Origin of the sequence: Dactylosporangium darangshiense (assembly GCF_039537565.1) — a bacterium.
In the GTDB taxonomy this organism is placed as follows: Bacteria; Actinomycetota; Actinomycetes; order Mycobacteriales; family Micromonosporaceae; genus Dactylosporangium; species Dactylosporangium darangshiense.
Map to the genome: position 1 here is coordinate 18,696 of NZ_BAABAT010000027.1, position 14,840 is coordinate 33,535.

Genomic DNA, 14,840 nt, shown 5'->3' on the forward strand with positions numbered 1-14,840 from the left:
CCCTACCCCGCGGTCCGGGCCGCCCGGCTCTCACCCACCGAGGCGCTCTCGACTCCCTGACTGTTCCAGGTGCCGGGCGTAGCGGATCAGGAAGCCGACGACGCGGTCCGGCTGCTCCAGCATCGGCCAGTGGCCGCAGTCCGGGAGCTCCGTGCGCAGCACGACGTTCAGCAGCTCCTCGGCGCGCTGCGCGTCGGTGGCGGTCATCATCGGGTCGTCGGCGCCCCAGATCAGGGCGGCCGGCTGCTGTACCTCTCGCATGAGGTCCTCGAACCGTGTCCGGCGCGAGCTCAGCATCAACCGGACCAGGCGGGCGGTGTACACGGCGTTGACGTGTGAGACGGCGTCGCGGACCCGGTCCGGGTTCAGGGCGGCCGGGCGGGCCACGAAGGGCGAGAAGAGCAGGACGCGGACCGCCTTGCTGCGCAGCAGGGCGTGCTTCGTGGCCTCGGCGATCGGGATGAGGCTCTCCAGGAACTGCAGGCCCAGCGCGAACGCCTGCCGAGGGTTCGTCAGGGCGCCGAAGGGGCGCTCCGCCATGCGCCGCGCCGAGAACAGGCAGCCGGACACCAGGGCGACGCCGCGGACCAGGTCCGGGCGGTCGGCGGCCGTCCGCAGGGCCACGGCGCCGCCGAGCGAGAAGCCGGCGACGACGGCGTTGCGGACGCCGATGGCGTCGAGCAACGTGCCGACGCCAGCGCTCAGCGACGCGAGGTCCAGGCGGCCCGGCGGGCGCGGGGTGCCGCCGAAGCCGGGCAGGTCCAGCGCGACCGTGCGGCGCTGGCGGCGCAGCGCCGGGGCGACGGCGGTCCAGAAGTCGAGCGAGCTGCCGGGGCTGTGGATGAGCACGATCGGGGTCTCGCCGACGGCGGCGCCGGGGAAGGAGTCGAAGTAGCGGATGCCGGCGATCTGCTTGGTGCGCAGGGCGCTCATCGGCGGCGCGCAGCCTCGTAGGACACGTGGTAGTCGTTCACGTAGCTGTAGAAGAGGCCGCCGATGTTGCGGTACTCCGTCCAGAAGTAGCGGCGGGCCTGGACCAGCGCCTCGCCGGCGGGGATGGGGGCGTACGCGGGGTCGTACAGGAACGTGAAGAAGACGTCGGCGAAGCGTGCCGCGAAGCGGATCGGCACCTTGCATTCCGTGCCGATGAAGGCGCGGCACTTGCGGTCGAAGAAGAGGCGTTCGAGGCGGTTCGGGGTGTACGGCTCGCCGGACACGGTGTCGCAGGCGTTGGCGAAGACCAGGGGCTGGTCGGGCAGCTGGCGGGTGCCGAGGTCCATCAGGCCGAGCGTGTCGTCCGGGTCGTTGGTGCTGCCGAAGCGCAGCACCGGGTCGGAGCCGTCGCCGGTGTTGCACTGGCAGTAGAAGTACAGCAGGCCGACCGGGTTGGGCGTGGGGTCGTACAGGAACCGCTGCAGCTCGGCCTTGCCCGGGGTCTCGGTCGGCAGCACGAGCGGGTGCCAGCGGGCGAGCGCCGCCGCGTGCTCGCGCGACGCCGCCCAGGTCTCGTCGCCTTCGCGGCCGCCCCAGTACATCAGGTGCGCCTTCGTCGCCCCGTTGACGATGCCGCGGGAGCGCACGCCCATGCTGTACGCCCGATAGGCGATCCGGTACCGCAGGCCGAAGAACTCGGTGGCGTCGACCGGCTCGCCCGGCCGCGGCGGCTCCGCGCCGTACAGCAGGGTCCAGGGCACGTGCGACACCCACGAGCCGCCGTTCTTCTGCCACGTAAGGTCGAGCCGGTCGCCGGGCTCGAGCAGCCCGATCACCTCCGCGAGCCGGCTGTCGTCGGGGAAGATCGCCCGGTAGAGCGCGTACCCCTCGTAGGCGAGGCGGGCGAGCTCCTGGCTGCGGGCCATCCCCTCCCACCGCTGCTCGGCGCCGTCCGCGGGAGTCGATCCGGCCCGGTCCCAGTGCTCCGTGGGACGGAACCCCTCGAGCCGCTGCGCGAGCGCCTCGACGGTGATGTCGTCCAGCTCCTGGTGGTACCGGCTGCGGAAGGCATCCGCGGCGTCGCGGGCGCGGGCGATGATCGACTCGATGCCGGCGATGTCGGGGCGCCAGCTCTCCGCCTCGTCGGGGCCGAGCTCCTCGCTCTGCAGCTGGGCCATCGAGCCCAGGAACAGGATCTGCAGCTTGTTGGAGGACCGCTGCCACTCGTGGCCCGGCTTCGGCGCGAGGTCGCGCGCGGGCACGACGAGCAGCTCGGTGGCGACCACGGTCGCTTCCTCCTCGGCGTCCTCGTCCTCCACGTCGTCCTCAGTGGACGATCCGGCGACGCGCAGCCGCACCGTGAACTCCCGGTAGGCGTCGCCGGCGACGCGGACCAGGCCGTCGATGCGGGCCTCGCCCTCGACCAGGGGCGTGAGCACCAGGTTGCGGTCCTCGGACTCGCCCTTGTGCGGGATGTGCAGGCAGAAGCGGGCCATCCACTGGGTGTCCGCGCCCGCCTCGGCGACGTCGAACTCGACGGACGGGTCGTCGCCGCGCGTGAGCCGCATCGTGGTCGACCAGAGAATCCACTCGGTCGCGAGCCCTCCGGCGGGGATGTCGTCGCGCGGGATGGCGGTGTCGCCGGTCGCGACGTTGTCGGGGCGCAGGGCGCCGACCTGGAGCATGCCGAGGTACTGCTGGTCGACCACGAGCGGCTCGTCCGGCCGGCCCTGCAGCTCGGGAATCCAGAAGTTGATGAACTGCACGTCGATGGCGTCGTGCCGTTTGTGCTCGTCGTCGGTGCGCAGGATCCGTCGCGCGAGGGAAGGCACCATCGCCGAGATCACGCGGGTGACGGCGGGGCTGCCCTTCGAGACGATGAGCGCGATGAGCAACGCGATCCAGATCGGGATCTCGACCAGCACCAGCAGGACCACCGCGATCGCGTAGATCAGCGGCACCCCGACGGCGATCCCGACGACGGCGAGCAGGAAGAGCCCCACCGCGCGCAACACGCCCGAGAACCCGGCCTCCGCCACGCGCCGCGACATCCGCACGGCGAGCGCGGGCACGCCGCCCACGGCGACCGCCGCCCGCCGCAGCATCCGGCCCAGGTCGGACCACGTCATGTTGTACGCGAACTTGGACAGCCGGATGACGCCCACCGCAAGGTAGAACAGCGCGGCGCCGATGGCGATGAGCGGCGAGAACACGATGAACGACGGCGTGACGAAGCAGCCGCTCGTGAACATCAGCACGGCCAGCAGCAGCGCGATCATCGACAGCGTTTGCACCGGCCCGCCCGGCCTGCCCTGACGCATATCGGTAACCTACGTCAGTCATCGTTCGCGGCCTATGGCACCAACGGATGACGGCGTTGCGGTGACTACAGCAGCCGGACCTGCCGGAAGCTCGGGAACCGGCCGTTTTCCAGGGCCTCGTCCAGCGCGTCGAGGTCGGGCGCGGAGAGGTCCAGGTAGCCGGGGTCGTCACCGTCGGCCGCATCCGCGGTACCGTCGCCGCCCAGGTGACCGGCGAGAGCCTCCTGCGGTGTCCGCGGCAGTTGCATCGGCTTGCCGGCCAGGAACCGGAAGGCGTCGTCGTACACGGCGGGGATGCTCGGCAGGCGCCCGTGCTCGCCGCGGACGTAGCGGGTCTCGGCGACGTACTCCAGGCGCGCCGACGCGAGCGGCACCCGGCCGTCGCCGTCGCGATGCGGGTCGCCGGGCCGGCGGCTCGTCACCCGGTCCATGTGCTCCCAGCCGAACCCGAAGGCGGGCTTGTACGCCGTGCGGAACAACGTCCGGTAGCCCACACCGGCGATGACCGCCATCCGGTCGCGGCGCTCCTGGTCCAGGTCCAGGTGGGCCCGGTACAGCTCCTCGTGCTGCGCCCGCGCGGCGTCCAGCGCCCCCTGCAGCCGGTGTTCCGCCTCGAGGTCGAGCCCGAGGTGCCAGGCGCTCGCGTCGTAGAGGTCGAAGTTCGCGCACGGGTGGTCCGCGGCGTCGCGCGTGCCCGGGTACACGCCGGCGGGTGCGGGCAGCAGGCCGAGCACGCCCCACAGCGAGCGGAACGTGTCGCGGTCCAGGTAGCGGCCGAGCAGCGCGAGGGCGTCCCAGCCCCACAGGTGGTTCTTGAGGTACCCGGCGATCACGGGCGCGCCGTAGTGCGGCGTGCCGACGAAGACGATCCGGTCGATGCGCGACCAGAGCTGCGGGTGTGCGGCGAGCGCGGTGCGGACCATCAGGCCGCCCATGCTGTGCGCGACCACGTGCACCGGGCGGCCGCCGAGGTCGTCGCTGATCCGCGTGACCCGCTCGGCGAAGCGCCCGGTGCTCTCGGCGAGGGACTTGCGCCAGTCGTAGGCGAACGCCTCGTGCCGCAGCGTCGTCGTGGCGTGGACGCCGGCGAAGAAGCCCTCGTAGCTCAGGTCCACCGCGAAGGGCTTGATGCGGGCGCGCGGGTCGGCGTCGCCGCGGCCGCCGGGCGCCAGGCGCAGGTCGTTGATGTGGTTGCGGGAGCGGATGTCGAGCCACCACACGCCGCCGTAGCCGTCGCTGGACAGCAGGCTGCCCATCACGCCGGGCACGAACACCAGGTTGGTGGCCACGTCGCCGAGATGGCCCTCGTCCAGGCCCGCCGCGAACCCCTGGTACTGGGCGAAGGCGTCGGGCCCGAGCCGCTCGCGCAGCTCGGCCGCGTGGCGGTCGTCCCCGACCATCCGCAGCCGCTCGGTGAACGTGCCGGCCAGGAACGCAGACCAGGTGTCGGTCACGCCACCATCCAACCCCGGCCCGCTCGCCGCGTCACCATCCGTTCGGGCGCGACGCCGCGTCGAGCAGGCCCTCGCAGCTGCGGACCACCACGGCGGCGGCGCGGCGCTGCGCCTCGGTCAGGGCGACGTCCTCGGCGGCCGGGCGCCACCGGCGCAGCGCCTCCTGCGCGGCCGGCCACAGGTCCTCCGCCGGCTGGTCGTCGGGCACCGCCAGGCGGGCGGCGGGTGTGGTGCCGTCGGCGCCGGCGAGGCGGCGGGCCTCGGCCGACAGCGGCGCGGGCAGGCTGACCCGGCCGGCGCGCAGGGCGGCGAGCAGGCGCAGCTCCCGGAACTCGTGCGCGCCGGCGACGATCCGCTCCAGCTCGGCGAGGAGGTACTCGGCGCCCGGCAGCGGCTCGGCGCGCAGCATGAACTCCAGCGCGACGAGCGCCGAGCGGGCCTTGAGCGCGCCGCGGCGGTCCAGGAACAGCTCGCGGACCGACTCGCGCAGGTCGGTCAGGCCGCCGCGGCGGGACAGCGACGCGCTGAGCCGCTCGCGGGTGGCCTCGCCGGTGCGCACCAGGGTCACGCACAGCCGGACGCCGGGCACGCCCAGGCGGTCCAGCAGCGCGCGGCGGGCGGCCGGGTCGACCGGGGCCGGGAACTCGGGCGCGATGAAGCGGTCGGCGGAGAGCAGGTGCGGCTCGAGGTCCGCCCTCGGCAGCGCGGCGATGGCCGCCAGCGCCGCGTGCTCCGGCGCGGTGAGCGTTGCGGCGGCGCGGGCCAGCCGGGGCGAGACGGCGACGACGTGGTGCGACAGCGGGCCGGTCGCGGGGTCGCGGCGGTGCCGGCGGGCGATCTGCTTGGCCTCGACGAGCGCGCCGATGCCGCCGCCGGTCACCTCGTCGGCGCGGGACAGCACGGTGAGCACGGCGACCGGTGCGGCCGCGGCCACCGCGCCCTGGCGGGACAGGCGCAGGAAGCGCTGGGCGGCGTCGTCGACGTGGCGGGTGAGGTACAGCACCGCGTCGGCGTCGCGCAGCACCCGGCGGGCCAGCGCGACGTCGTCCGGGGCCGAGCGGCCCAGGCGGACGGGCGGGGTGTCGGCGAGCTGGGCGTGGCGCAGCGCGCGGACCGGGAGCTCGACGACGACCTCGGCGGCGTCCGGCGGCGGCGGGCCGCCCGGGTCCAGGCGCAGGCCGTCGCCGGAGCGTGCGGCGGTGAGCTCGTGCGCGGGGCCCTGCGTCGGGTAGACCGTGACGCGGGGTGCGGGCCCGTCCTGGTACCAGACGAGCGGGCGCCCGCCGAGGCCGGAAAGACCGGCGCGCACGGGCGCGACGTCCTCGCCGACAAGGACGTTGACGAGCGTCGACTTGCCGGCGCCCTCGGGGCCGGTGACCGCCAGGCGCAGCGGGCCGTCGACGCGCTCGAGGTGCTCGCGCAGCCAGTTCGCGGCGCGGGGGCTGTCGCGGTACGCGTAGAGCGCCTCGCCCATGAGCGCCCGAACCGACTCGAGCAGGTCCGCGCCGGGCCTCATGCCGACGGCGCCGGCTGCGCGGGGACCAGGGCGGGCCGCACGGCGCTCAGCGCGGTCGCCTGGCGGTAGAGGCCGGCGAGCTGCGCCAGTTCGCGCTGGATGTGGCGGGCCCGGTGCTCGCGCACCGCGGCGTCGTCGTCGACGGCCTGCCGTGCGTGGCGGGCCGACTCGACGATCTCCTGCTGCAGCTGCTCGCTCAGCTCGGTGAAGTGCCCGCGCAGCGCCCGCTGCGCCTGCCGGATCGCGTCCTTGGCGTCCTTGTTGAGCCGGGCGAAGACGTCGTCGACGTGGCGCTGCACGGCGAGCTTCGCGGTGGCCTGGCGGCGCGAGCGGGCCGTGCGGCCCTCGTCGCGGATGCTCTTGCCGGCGAACAGCGCGCCCGCGCCGAGCGAGACCGGGTTGATCAGCGGCAGGCCGGCCAGGCCCGTGGCGAGGCCGAACATGAGCACGCCGCCGTAGGAGCCGCGCAGGCCGGTGAACACCTTCTGGCTCAGCGACAGCTTCTCCAGCGCCGGCCGGTCGAGCCCCTCGATGCGCTCGGGGGCGTCGCGCAGCCGCGCCGACGTCCACCGGGGAAGGTAGGCGGCCGTGCCGGGCGGCAGCTCCTCGGCGATGCGCTCGGCCAGGCCGTCGAGGCGGTCGGCGAGCTGGGCGAAGCTCGCCTCGGCGGCGTCGCGCAGCGAGCCGTCCAGCCACTCGGTGAATGAGCGCCAGGTCCGGGCCGGGTCGGCCTCGCCCAGGCTCTCCTCGGCGCGGCGCAGCACCGTGCGGGTCCGCTCGCGCAGGTCGTACTCGACGTCGGAGACCAGGTCGGCGACCTCGTCGGCGAGGGCGTACTGCCAGCGGGCGGTGCACCGGCGCAGCTCCTCGAGGCCGCGCTGGGCCTCGTGCAGCCGCGACATCGCGTCGGCGGAGCCGTTGCCGGTGCGCGCGGACTGCTCCTCGCGCAGGGCCGCGGCGAGGTCCTCCAGCGCCGAGCGGCTGACGAGGCCGGCGGCCGCCGGCGCGAGGCGCTCGCTCTTGCCGGCCGCGGTCCGGCGCAGGTGGGCCACCAGGTGCGCGAACCCGGACTCCGCGTTGAGGGCCCGGTCGCCGGTGCGGGCCGCGTGCAGCCGCAGGGTCGCGGAGAGCCCGACGAGCAGGACCGGCACGCCCGCCTCCTCGAGCAGGCGGCGGTTGCGGTCCAGCACGCGGCGCCAGTCGGGCGCGAGGTCGGTCTTGGTGAGCGCGACGGCCATGCCCGGGTACGTCCGCCCGAGCCGCACCAGCAGCCCCAGCTCGGTGGCGGTGAGCTCGCGGGCCGCCTCGGTCACGAACAGCACCGTGTCGGCGCGGGTCATCGAGCCGATCCCGGCCACCGCGGGCGCCGGGTCGGACCAGTCCACGCCGGTCGCCTCGATGAGCGCGAGCCCGTCGGACAGCAGCGCGCGGGGCAGGCCGATCTCGGCGTAGAGCACGTCGCCGGGCTCGCCGCCGTCGAGGCGCTCGGCGAGGCCCTCGACCGGCACGGCGCGGCGGTCCTCGGCGGGGTCGTCCTGTTCGGCGGCGGGGGCCCGGCCGTGTACCAGATGCGCGGACGGGGCCGACGCGTGCTGCACGACGGTCGTCACGCGCCGCCGGGCGTCGTCGCCGACCGGGCAGACGGCGGCGCCGAGCAGCGCGTTGATGAGCTGGCTCTTGCCCCGCCCCGCCTCGCCGACGACCATCACGCGCAGCTGCGGGTCGAGCAGCCGGGCGCGCCGGCGGCCCAGCCAGCGGACCAGGTCGGGCCGCTCGTGGGCGGCGCAGATCCCGGTGGTCCGCTCCAGCAGGTCCAGCCAGCGCGGCTGCGGTGTGCGGGGAGAAGCCGGGCGCGGTTGCGTGGCGAGCCCGGCCTCCCAGATGTCCATCAAGGTGCGGCTTCTCCAGGTCAGTGCAGCAGGTGGTCGAGCAGGCCGCCGTGGTCGGCGCCGGCGTCGTGCCCGGCGGGCGTCGAACCGGTGACCCCGGAGACCGTGTGCTGCACGGTGTCGGTCGCGGTCTGCGTAACGGCGTGCGGGTCCGTGCCGATCCCGGTCAGTCCGCCCAGGCCCAGCGAGTCGACGGTGCCGGAGACCGGTGCCAGGCCGGTCGCGGTGCCGAGCACCGGGTCGGCCGTGTGCAGGACCGGGTCGGCGGCGCCGAGCACCGGGTCCGCGACGCCCAGCACCGGGTCGGCGGCGTGCAGGACGGGGTCGGCGGTGCCCACGACCGGGTCCGCGGTGTGCAGCACCGGGTCGGCCGCGTGCAGCACCGGGTCGAGTGCGCCGGCCGCCGGGTCCACCGAGTCGAGGGTGTCACCGGGGTCGGCCAGCAGCGACAGGTCGAGCCCGTTGCCCAGGCCGCCCCCGACGCCCAGCATCGGCAGGCCGGCCGGTGCGAGCGGCAGCCCGCCGCCGACGGTGGCCGACACGCCGGCCGCCGTGGCCGCGGTGACCGTGTAGTCCGAGCCGCTGCCGTGGCCGACGACGGCGAACTGGGTGAGGTCCTGCAGCTGGCGCACCGCGCCGGTCACGTCGCCGTCGATCCCGCCCGCGGCGTCGTCGACGACCGGCAGCCCCGCGAGGCCCGGCAGGTCGGCGACCGGGGCGTAGTCCATCACCAGCGGGATGACCTCCTGCACGTCGGCCTCGGTGATGTCGCCCAGCCCGGCGTCGACCAGGACGCCCTGCGGGTCGATCTCGAACGCCGTACGCGCGGCCGGGTCGGTGAGCAGGTTGAGCACGAAGTCGTGCAGGGTCGGGGAGCTCATGAACGGTTCTCCTCGCAGCTTGCCATCAACATAAGCGGGCCTGGATGCCTTCGTCCAGCGCCGCCGCCGACGGTAGGTCCGGGTGCTGCCCGTGCGAATCGGGGATAGCTCCCAGTAACCGGACGACTCCTTGGGGGATGGCCCCCCAGCTGCGGTTAGGGGCATTAGGGGAATTTGCGCCGGGACCCATATCTAGGGGAGATTGTCGATACCGGTTCTGGTACGAACGGTCCGGTGAATTGCACAGCGCATCGAGGAACGCAATCATGCCGTACGCCCTGGGAGTAGACATCGGCGAAAGCTTCACCTCCGCCGCGGTCTGCCGGCGCGACGGCTCCGCATGGACCGGGCCACTGACCGTCCGGCTGGGCGCCCGCTCGCCGTCGGCCGCCTCGCTGATCGAGCTGTCGCCGACCGGCGCCCTGCACACCGGCGACGGGGTGCGCGCCGACGAGGCCGCCGGCACCGGCCGCATCCTGCGCGGCTTCGTGCGGCGCATCGGCGACGACGTGCCGATGGTCGTCGACGGCCGCTCGTACCGGCCGCAGGACCTCCTCGCCGCCCTGGTCCGGCTCGTCGTCGACCGGCTGCGCGAGCAGGAGGGCGAGGCGTGCGAGCAGGTGGCGCTGACCCACCCGGCCGGCTGGGGGCCGCACCGGCTCGGCGCGCTGTTCGAGGCGCTGCGCGAGATCGGCCTCGACGACGTGGTGCTGCTGCCCGGGCCCGCCGCGGCCGCCGAGGCCTGCGCCGCCTCGGCCGCGCTGCTGGCCGGCTGCGACCTGGGCGGGAGCGCCTGCACGACGTTCCTGGTGCGCCGCCCGGCCCGGGGTCCCGTGGAGGTGCTCGCGCACGAGGAGCACGCGGTCGGCGGCGCCGACCTCGACGACGCCCTCGTCGCCCACGTGCGGGCCGCGATCGGCCGCGCCGTGAGCGAACCGCCGCCGGACGCCGACTCAGGGCCGGTCGCCGTGCTGCTGCGCCGCGACTGCACCGGGGCCCGGGAGCGGCTGTCGGAGCAGGACGAGGCCGAGGTACCGCTGCCGTGGTGGGCCCCGGACGCCGGCCGCGCCCTGCCGGTCACCCGCGCGGAGCTTTCGGCGATGGCCCGCCCGATACTGCGCGGCACCGTGGAGAGCCTGGTTCGCCTGGTCGAGGAGGGCGAGCAGGAACCGGCCGCGGTCCTGCTCGTGGGCGGCGCGGCCGCCACCCCGCTGGTCGCCGAGATGATCACGGAGCGGCTGGCGCTGCCGATCCTGCGCGACGACGAACCCCAGTCGACCGCCGCCCGCGGCGCCGCCCTGGTCGCCCGCCGCGCCTCGATGCACCGGGTCGGGTCGTGACCGGGGTGACGACGGCGGCGCGGCGGCTCGTGCTCGGCCCGGCCGCCCGCCGGCTGCTCGAGTCGGTCGTCGAGGCCGCCGCCGCCGACCCGCGCCGCGTGGTCTGCGCGCAGGTGCGGGCGCCGGGCGGGCACGGCAAGACGGCCCTGCTGCGCGAGCTGGGCGAGGCCCTCGTAGCCGCCGGCGTGCCGGTGCGCACGCCGTGGCAGGGCGACGGCGAGCCGGACGACGACGCGGTGCTGCTCGTCGACGACGCCCACCTGCTCGACCCGGACCGGCTGCACGCGCTGCGCGACCGGGTGCGTGCGGGCCGGCCGCGGCTCGTGCTCGCCTACCGGCCGTGGCCGCGCCCGGGCGCGCTGCTCGAGCTCGCCGAGGCGCTGCCGCGGGTCGCGCCGCCGGTCACGCTGACGCCGTTCGGGCCCGAACAGGTGCGCGCCTGCCTCGCGTCGGTGTGGGACGCGCCCGCGCCGCCCGAGGTCGCCGCGTTCGTGCTGGCGCAGACGGCGGGCGTGCCGGCGTACGTGGCCCGGCTGGCCGCCGCCCTCGCGCCCGCCGCGCGGCGAGGCTTCGGTGCCGGCGCCGGCGGCCCGGCCGAGGTGCCGGCGGCGGCGCTGGCCGCCTTCACCGCCGAGCTCGACGAGCTCGACCCCGACGTGCGCCGCGCGCTGCTGGCCGCCGACGCCGGGCTCGGCCTGCGCATCGACCTCCTCGAAGCGCTGCTCGGCGGCGGGGCCGACCGCGTCGGCGAGGTCCTCGCCGCGGCCCGCGCGACCGGCCTCGTAGGCCGCGACGGGCAGCTGGTGCCGATCGCCCGGCAGGCCCTCGCCGCCCTGACGCCCGCCGCCGAACGCGTCGCCGTGTGGCGGCGCCTGACCGAGCTGCAGCTGGACCGGCGCGGGCCCGTGCTGCCCCTCGTCCGGTCGCTGCTCGCGGCCGGGCCGGGCGGCCTCGACCGCTCCGGGGGCGCCGGGATGGCCGCTGCGCTGGAGACCGCGGCCGAGGAGGCGTTCGACGGCGAGCCGGCCCTGGCCGCCGAGCTGTTCGCCGCCGCGGCCGCCGCCGGGCGCCCGACCCAGGTGCGCCAGGCCCGGGCGGCGGCGCTCGCCGGCGACCTCGACACCGCGCTGCGCCTCGCCGACCAGGTCGTGGCCACGCCGGACTCACCCGAGCGGGCCGAAGGGGCGCTGCTGGCCGCGACGGTGATCGCGCACCGCGGGCAGCTGGCCCGCTCCGCCGAGCTGTACCGCTGGTCCCGCCACGGCCCCTCCCCCGCGTTCGCCGCGATCGGCCTGCTGGGCGTCGGCCGGGCCGCCGAGGCCGACGCCGCGCTGCGCCAGACGCCCGGCGACGGGCCGCCGACGCTGCTCACCGGCGCCGCCGGGCTCATGGCCCGCGGCGTGCAGGCGTCCGTGAACGGGGCGGCGACCGGCGCCCTGTCGACGCTCGTGCAGGCGGCGGCGCTGCTGGAGTCGGCGGGCCCCGGCGTGGCGCTGCCGGACAGCCCCGCGGCCCTGGCCGGCCTCGTCGCCCTGCACTGCGGCGAGCTGGACATCGGCGAGTCGGTCCTGGACCGGGCGGCCGCCGCGCGGGTCGGCGGCGCGCTGCTGTCGCGCCGTCACGCGCTGCTGCGGGCGTGGCTGGACCTGGTGCGCGGCGACCTCGCCGCGGCCGAGGCCCGGCTCACCGCCGCCACGGCCGGCAAGGGCCGCCCGGAGGCGCGCGACCTGGTCTTCGCCGCCGCGCTCGGCATCGGCCTGGCCCGCCGCCGCAGCGACCTCGTCGGGCTGCACCGCGCCTGGCCGGCCGCCTGCGAGGCACTGGTACGCCACCCCGTCGACCTGTTCACCATGCTCCCGCTCGGCGAGTTCGCCATCGCCGCGGCCCGGCTGGGGCAGCAGCGCTGGCTCGCCACGCACCTGCGCGAGGCCGACCTGCTCCTCGCGGCGCTCGCCGAGCCTCCACTGTGGGCGGTACCGCTGCACTGGAGCGCCCTGCACGCCGCCGTCATCGCCGAGCAGCCCGCGGTCGCGGCCCGCCACGTCACCGCGCTCGCCGCGCACGGCGGCCACAGCGCCTACGCCTCGGCGGCGGCCACCGCGGCGGCGAGCTGGCTCGAGGTCCTCAACGGCCGCGTCGACCCCACGGCGGTCGAGTCGGCCGCGCGCGGCCTGCACGACGCCGGATTCCGCTGGGACGCCGCGCGCCTGGCCGGCCAGGCCGCGATCCGCACCACCGACCGCCGCGCGATGACCGCGCTGCTGGAGTGCGCCCGCACCCTGCAGGGGCGCGCCCCGGCCCGGCCCGCCGAGCCCGCCCCTCGCCCGCCCGGCGCCACCGAGGCGGTGCTCAGCGACCGCGAGCTGGAGGTGGCGCGGCTGGTGCTGGACGGCCTGACGTACCGCGAGATCGGCGACCGCCTGTTCATCGCCGCGAAGACCGTCGAGCACCACATGGCCCGGATGCGCCAGCGCCTGGGCTGCGCCACCCGCGCCGAGCTCCTGGCCAACCTGCGCGTCCTGACCGGCGAGGAGTCCACGCCGTGATCATCCTGCGACGGTACGCCCCGGCGCTGCTCCTGCTCGCCCTCTGGGCCTTCGGCGCCTACCACGGCGGCCGGGCCGCGCTGACCGCCTTCCAGGATCGGGCGACCACCGTGGACCTCGTCGAGCCGGCCCAGCCGGTCGTCATCGCGCTGCAGGAGGAGCGGCGGCTCACCGCGATCGCCCTCGCCGGCCCCGGCGACCGCGCCGGCCTGCTCGCGCAGCGGGCCCGCACCGACGAGCTGGCGGCCTCGCTGCGCCGCTCGGCCGGGCGGCTCCGGGTCACCTGGAGCGGGCCGAGCGCTCTGGCCGACGCCGACCGCCTGCTGGACCGGGTCGCGGCGCTGCCCGCGACCCGCGGCGCGGTCGACGGCGGGTCTCTCGAGCGCGCGCGGGCCATGGCGGTTTACGACGACGCGATCGACGCCGGCCTCCGGCTGGGCGAGGCCGGTTTCCGCCTGGGCGGGGCCGGGCTCGACGCGGGCGACGGGACGTTGCCGCGCGGGCCGGCCGAGCTGGCGCGGGCCGACGAGATGCTCGCGCGGGAGGACGCCCTGGTGTCCGGCGCGTTTGCTGAAATTTCGGACAAGTCTGGAAGGCCCGGTACGGCGCGCGATCAGGCCGGGCTCGGCGAGGCGGACCGCGCGGCGTTCGCGCAGCTCGTCGGCGCCCGTCGGCAGCTGCGCACCATCGCAGCACCGGACGCGCCCGCCGGCGCCGCGCCCGGCCGTGCGGGTGGGGCGCCCGATCTCCTCGATGTGGCGCTCGTCGCGGCGGAGGACGGGCTGCTGCGCGGCGACGCGGCGGTCGACGCCGCGGCGTGGCGAGGGGCCGTCGACCCCGCGCTGTCAGAGGGACAGGCGGCGACCACCGCGGCGGCACGCGCACAGGCCGATGCCGATGCCGGGCCCGGCGCCTGGACCATCGCCCTGGCCGGCCTGTTCGCCGGGCTCGGGCTGGTCGCGGTCCTCCTGCTGCACCGCATGTTCGGCCGCCGGCCCGCCATCGCCGGCGGCGGGGAACCGGCGGACGACGCGGTGCTGGTCCGGCTCGCGCAACGCAGCCAGGCGCTGCTGCACCGCCAGCTGGCCGTGCTCGACGACCTGCAGCGGCGCGACCGCGACCCCGGCGAGCTGGCCGCCCTGTTCCGGGCCGACCACCTCGCCACGCAGCTGCGCCGGCACGCCGAGCGGGCGATCCTGCTCGCCGGGCTCGAGCCGGGAAGACGGTGGCGGCGGCCGGTGCCGCTCGTGGACGTGGCCCGCGCGGCCGCGGCGTCGGTCGAGCGGCACGTCGTCGTGATGGTCGCGGCCGTCGACGCGGGCGCCCTCGCCGGGCCGGCCGTCGGGGCCGTCACCCACCTGCTGACCGAGCTCGTCGACAACGCCACCCGCGCCACCACCGGCGACGCGACCGTGTGGGTGGGCGGGGAGATGGGGCTGACCGCGTACACGGTCACGGTCCAGGACCGCGGCCCGGGCATGACGGCGCGGGACCTCGCGGCGGCCCGGGACGCGCTCGCCCGGCCGTACCGCCCGCCCGCGCCCGGCGAGACCCCGCGCGTCGGGCTGCGCCTGGCCGGCCGCCTCGCCCGCGCGCACGACATCGAGGTCGAGCTCGAGCCGGCGCCCCGCGGCGGCATCGTGGCGCGCGTGCGGATCCCCGTCGCGCTCATCGTGGCGAGCGAGGAGCTGGCCGACGACGTTGCGCCGGACCTCGAGCCGTCCGGGGAGCACGCCGGGGGCCTGCCGGTGCGGGTGCCGGGAACGGTGCCGGCGTCGGCCGCCGGCTTCGCGCGGCGCGGCGGGCCGCGGGCGCCGGTGGACCGCACCGCCCGGTTCCGCGATCGCCTCGCCGCCCGCGGGCGCGGCGCGCCGGGCACGGACGAGCGCGAGACGGCGGAGATACCGGCGCAACGGTCCACTGTGGACGATTCACCGCAACCGTAGGAGAGGACGACCCC

9 protein-coding genes are annotated in these 14,840 nt (G+C 76.5%); 3 read left to right on the forward strand and 6 right to left on the reverse strand.

From position 1 onward, the window contains the following. Positions 1-30 precede the first annotated feature (30 nt). From ABD901_RS36740 to ABD901_RS36765, 6 genes are all read right to left on the reverse strand, one after another. On the reverse strand, positions 31-933 hold the full coding sequence (locus ABD901_RS36740; RefSeq protein ID WP_345134283.1) for an alpha/beta fold hydrolase: 903 nt from the start codon (positions 931-933) through the stop codon (positions 31-33). Then, positions 930-3,254, reverse strand: a complete 2,325-nt coding sequence (locus ABD901_RS36745) for a hypothetical protein (protein ID WP_345134285.1) — start codon at positions 3,252-3,254, stop codon at positions 930-932. Before ABD901_RS36745 ends, ABD901_RS36740 begins: the two co-directional genes overlap by 4 nt. Before the next feature lie 65 nt (positions 3,255-3,319). Continuing rightward, positions 3,320-4,708, reverse strand: coding sequence for an alpha/beta hydrolase (locus ABD901_RS36750; protein WP_345134288.1), 1,389 nt, complete (start codon positions 4,706-4,708; stop codon positions 3,320-3,322). Positions 4,709-4,739: 31 nt separating this feature from the next. Then, positions 4,740-6,224, reverse strand: a complete 1,485-nt coding sequence (locus ABD901_RS36755; RefSeq protein ID WP_345134290.1) for a hypothetical protein — start codon at positions 6,222-6,224, stop codon at positions 4,740-4,742. Next, positions 6,221-8,113: a dynamin family protein gene (locus ABD901_RS36760; RefSeq protein ID WP_345134293.1), complete on the reverse strand. Its 1,893-nt coding sequence runs from the start codon at positions 8,111-8,113 to the stop codon at positions 6,221-6,223. Before ABD901_RS36760 ends, ABD901_RS36755 begins: the two co-directional genes overlap by 4 nt. A gap of 20 nt (positions 8,114-8,133) precedes the next feature. Further along, positions 8,134-8,994 carry an IniB N-terminal domain-containing protein gene (locus ABD901_RS36765; protein WP_345134295.1) on the reverse strand — a complete coding sequence of 287 codons (861 nt, stop codon included), beginning with the start codon at positions 8,992-8,994 and terminating at the stop codon, positions 8,134-8,136. Between the two features lie 266 nt (positions 8,995-9,260). On the opposite strand from ABD901_RS36765, the gene ABD901_RS36770 reads away from it, so the two are divergent. Genes ABD901_RS36770 through ABD901_RS36780 form a run of 3 tightly spaced genes read left to right on the forward strand, consistent with a single transcriptional unit; the run spans position 9,261 to position 14,826 of the window. Then, entirely contained in the window at positions 9,261-10,334 is a 1,074-nt protein-coding gene (locus ABD901_RS36770) for a DUF7159 family protein (RefSeq protein ID WP_345134297.1), read from the forward strand. Then, complete coding sequence (locus ABD901_RS36775) at positions 10,331-12,880, forward strand: helix-turn-helix transcriptional regulator (protein WP_345134299.1); 2,550 nt, start codon at positions 10,331-10,333, stop codon at positions 12,878-12,880. The genes ABD901_RS36770 and ABD901_RS36775 overlap by 4 nt, the downstream gene beginning before the upstream one ends. Further along, entirely contained in the window at positions 12,877-14,826 is a 1,950-nt protein-coding gene (locus ABD901_RS36780) for a sensor histidine kinase (RefSeq protein ID WP_345134301.1), read from the forward strand. Before ABD901_RS36775 ends, ABD901_RS36780 begins: the two co-directional genes overlap by 4 nt. The last annotated feature ends 14 nt before the right edge of the window (positions 14,827-14,840 follow it).

What these genes read in the sequence shown, in the direction of transcription:
- ABD901_RS36765 (WP_345134295.1), bottom strand. Translation starts at nt 8,994, where the DNA reads ATGAGCTCCCCGACCCTGCACGACTTCGTGCTCAACCTGCTCACCGAC.
- ABD901_RS36770 (WP_345134297.1), top strand. Translation starts at nt 9,261, where the DNA reads ATGCCGTACGCCCTGGGAGTAGACATCGGCGAAAGCTTCACCTCCGCC.
- ABD901_RS36745 (WP_345134285.1), bottom strand. Translation starts at nt 3,254, where the DNA reads ATGCGTCAGGGCAGGCCGGGCGGGCCGGTGCAAACGCTGTCGATGATC.
- ABD901_RS36760 (WP_345134293.1), bottom strand. Translation starts at nt 8,113, where the DNA reads ATGGACATCTGGGAGGCCGGGCTCGCCACGCAACCGCGCCCGGCTTCT.
- ABD901_RS36755 (WP_345134290.1), bottom strand. Translation starts at nt 6,224, where the DNA reads ATGAGGCCCGGCGCGGACCTGCTCGAGTCGGTTCGGGCGCTCATGGGC.
- ABD901_RS36740 (WP_345134283.1), bottom strand. Translation starts at nt 933, where the DNA reads ATGAGCGCCCTGCGCACCAAGCAGATCGCCGGCATCCGCTACTTCGAC.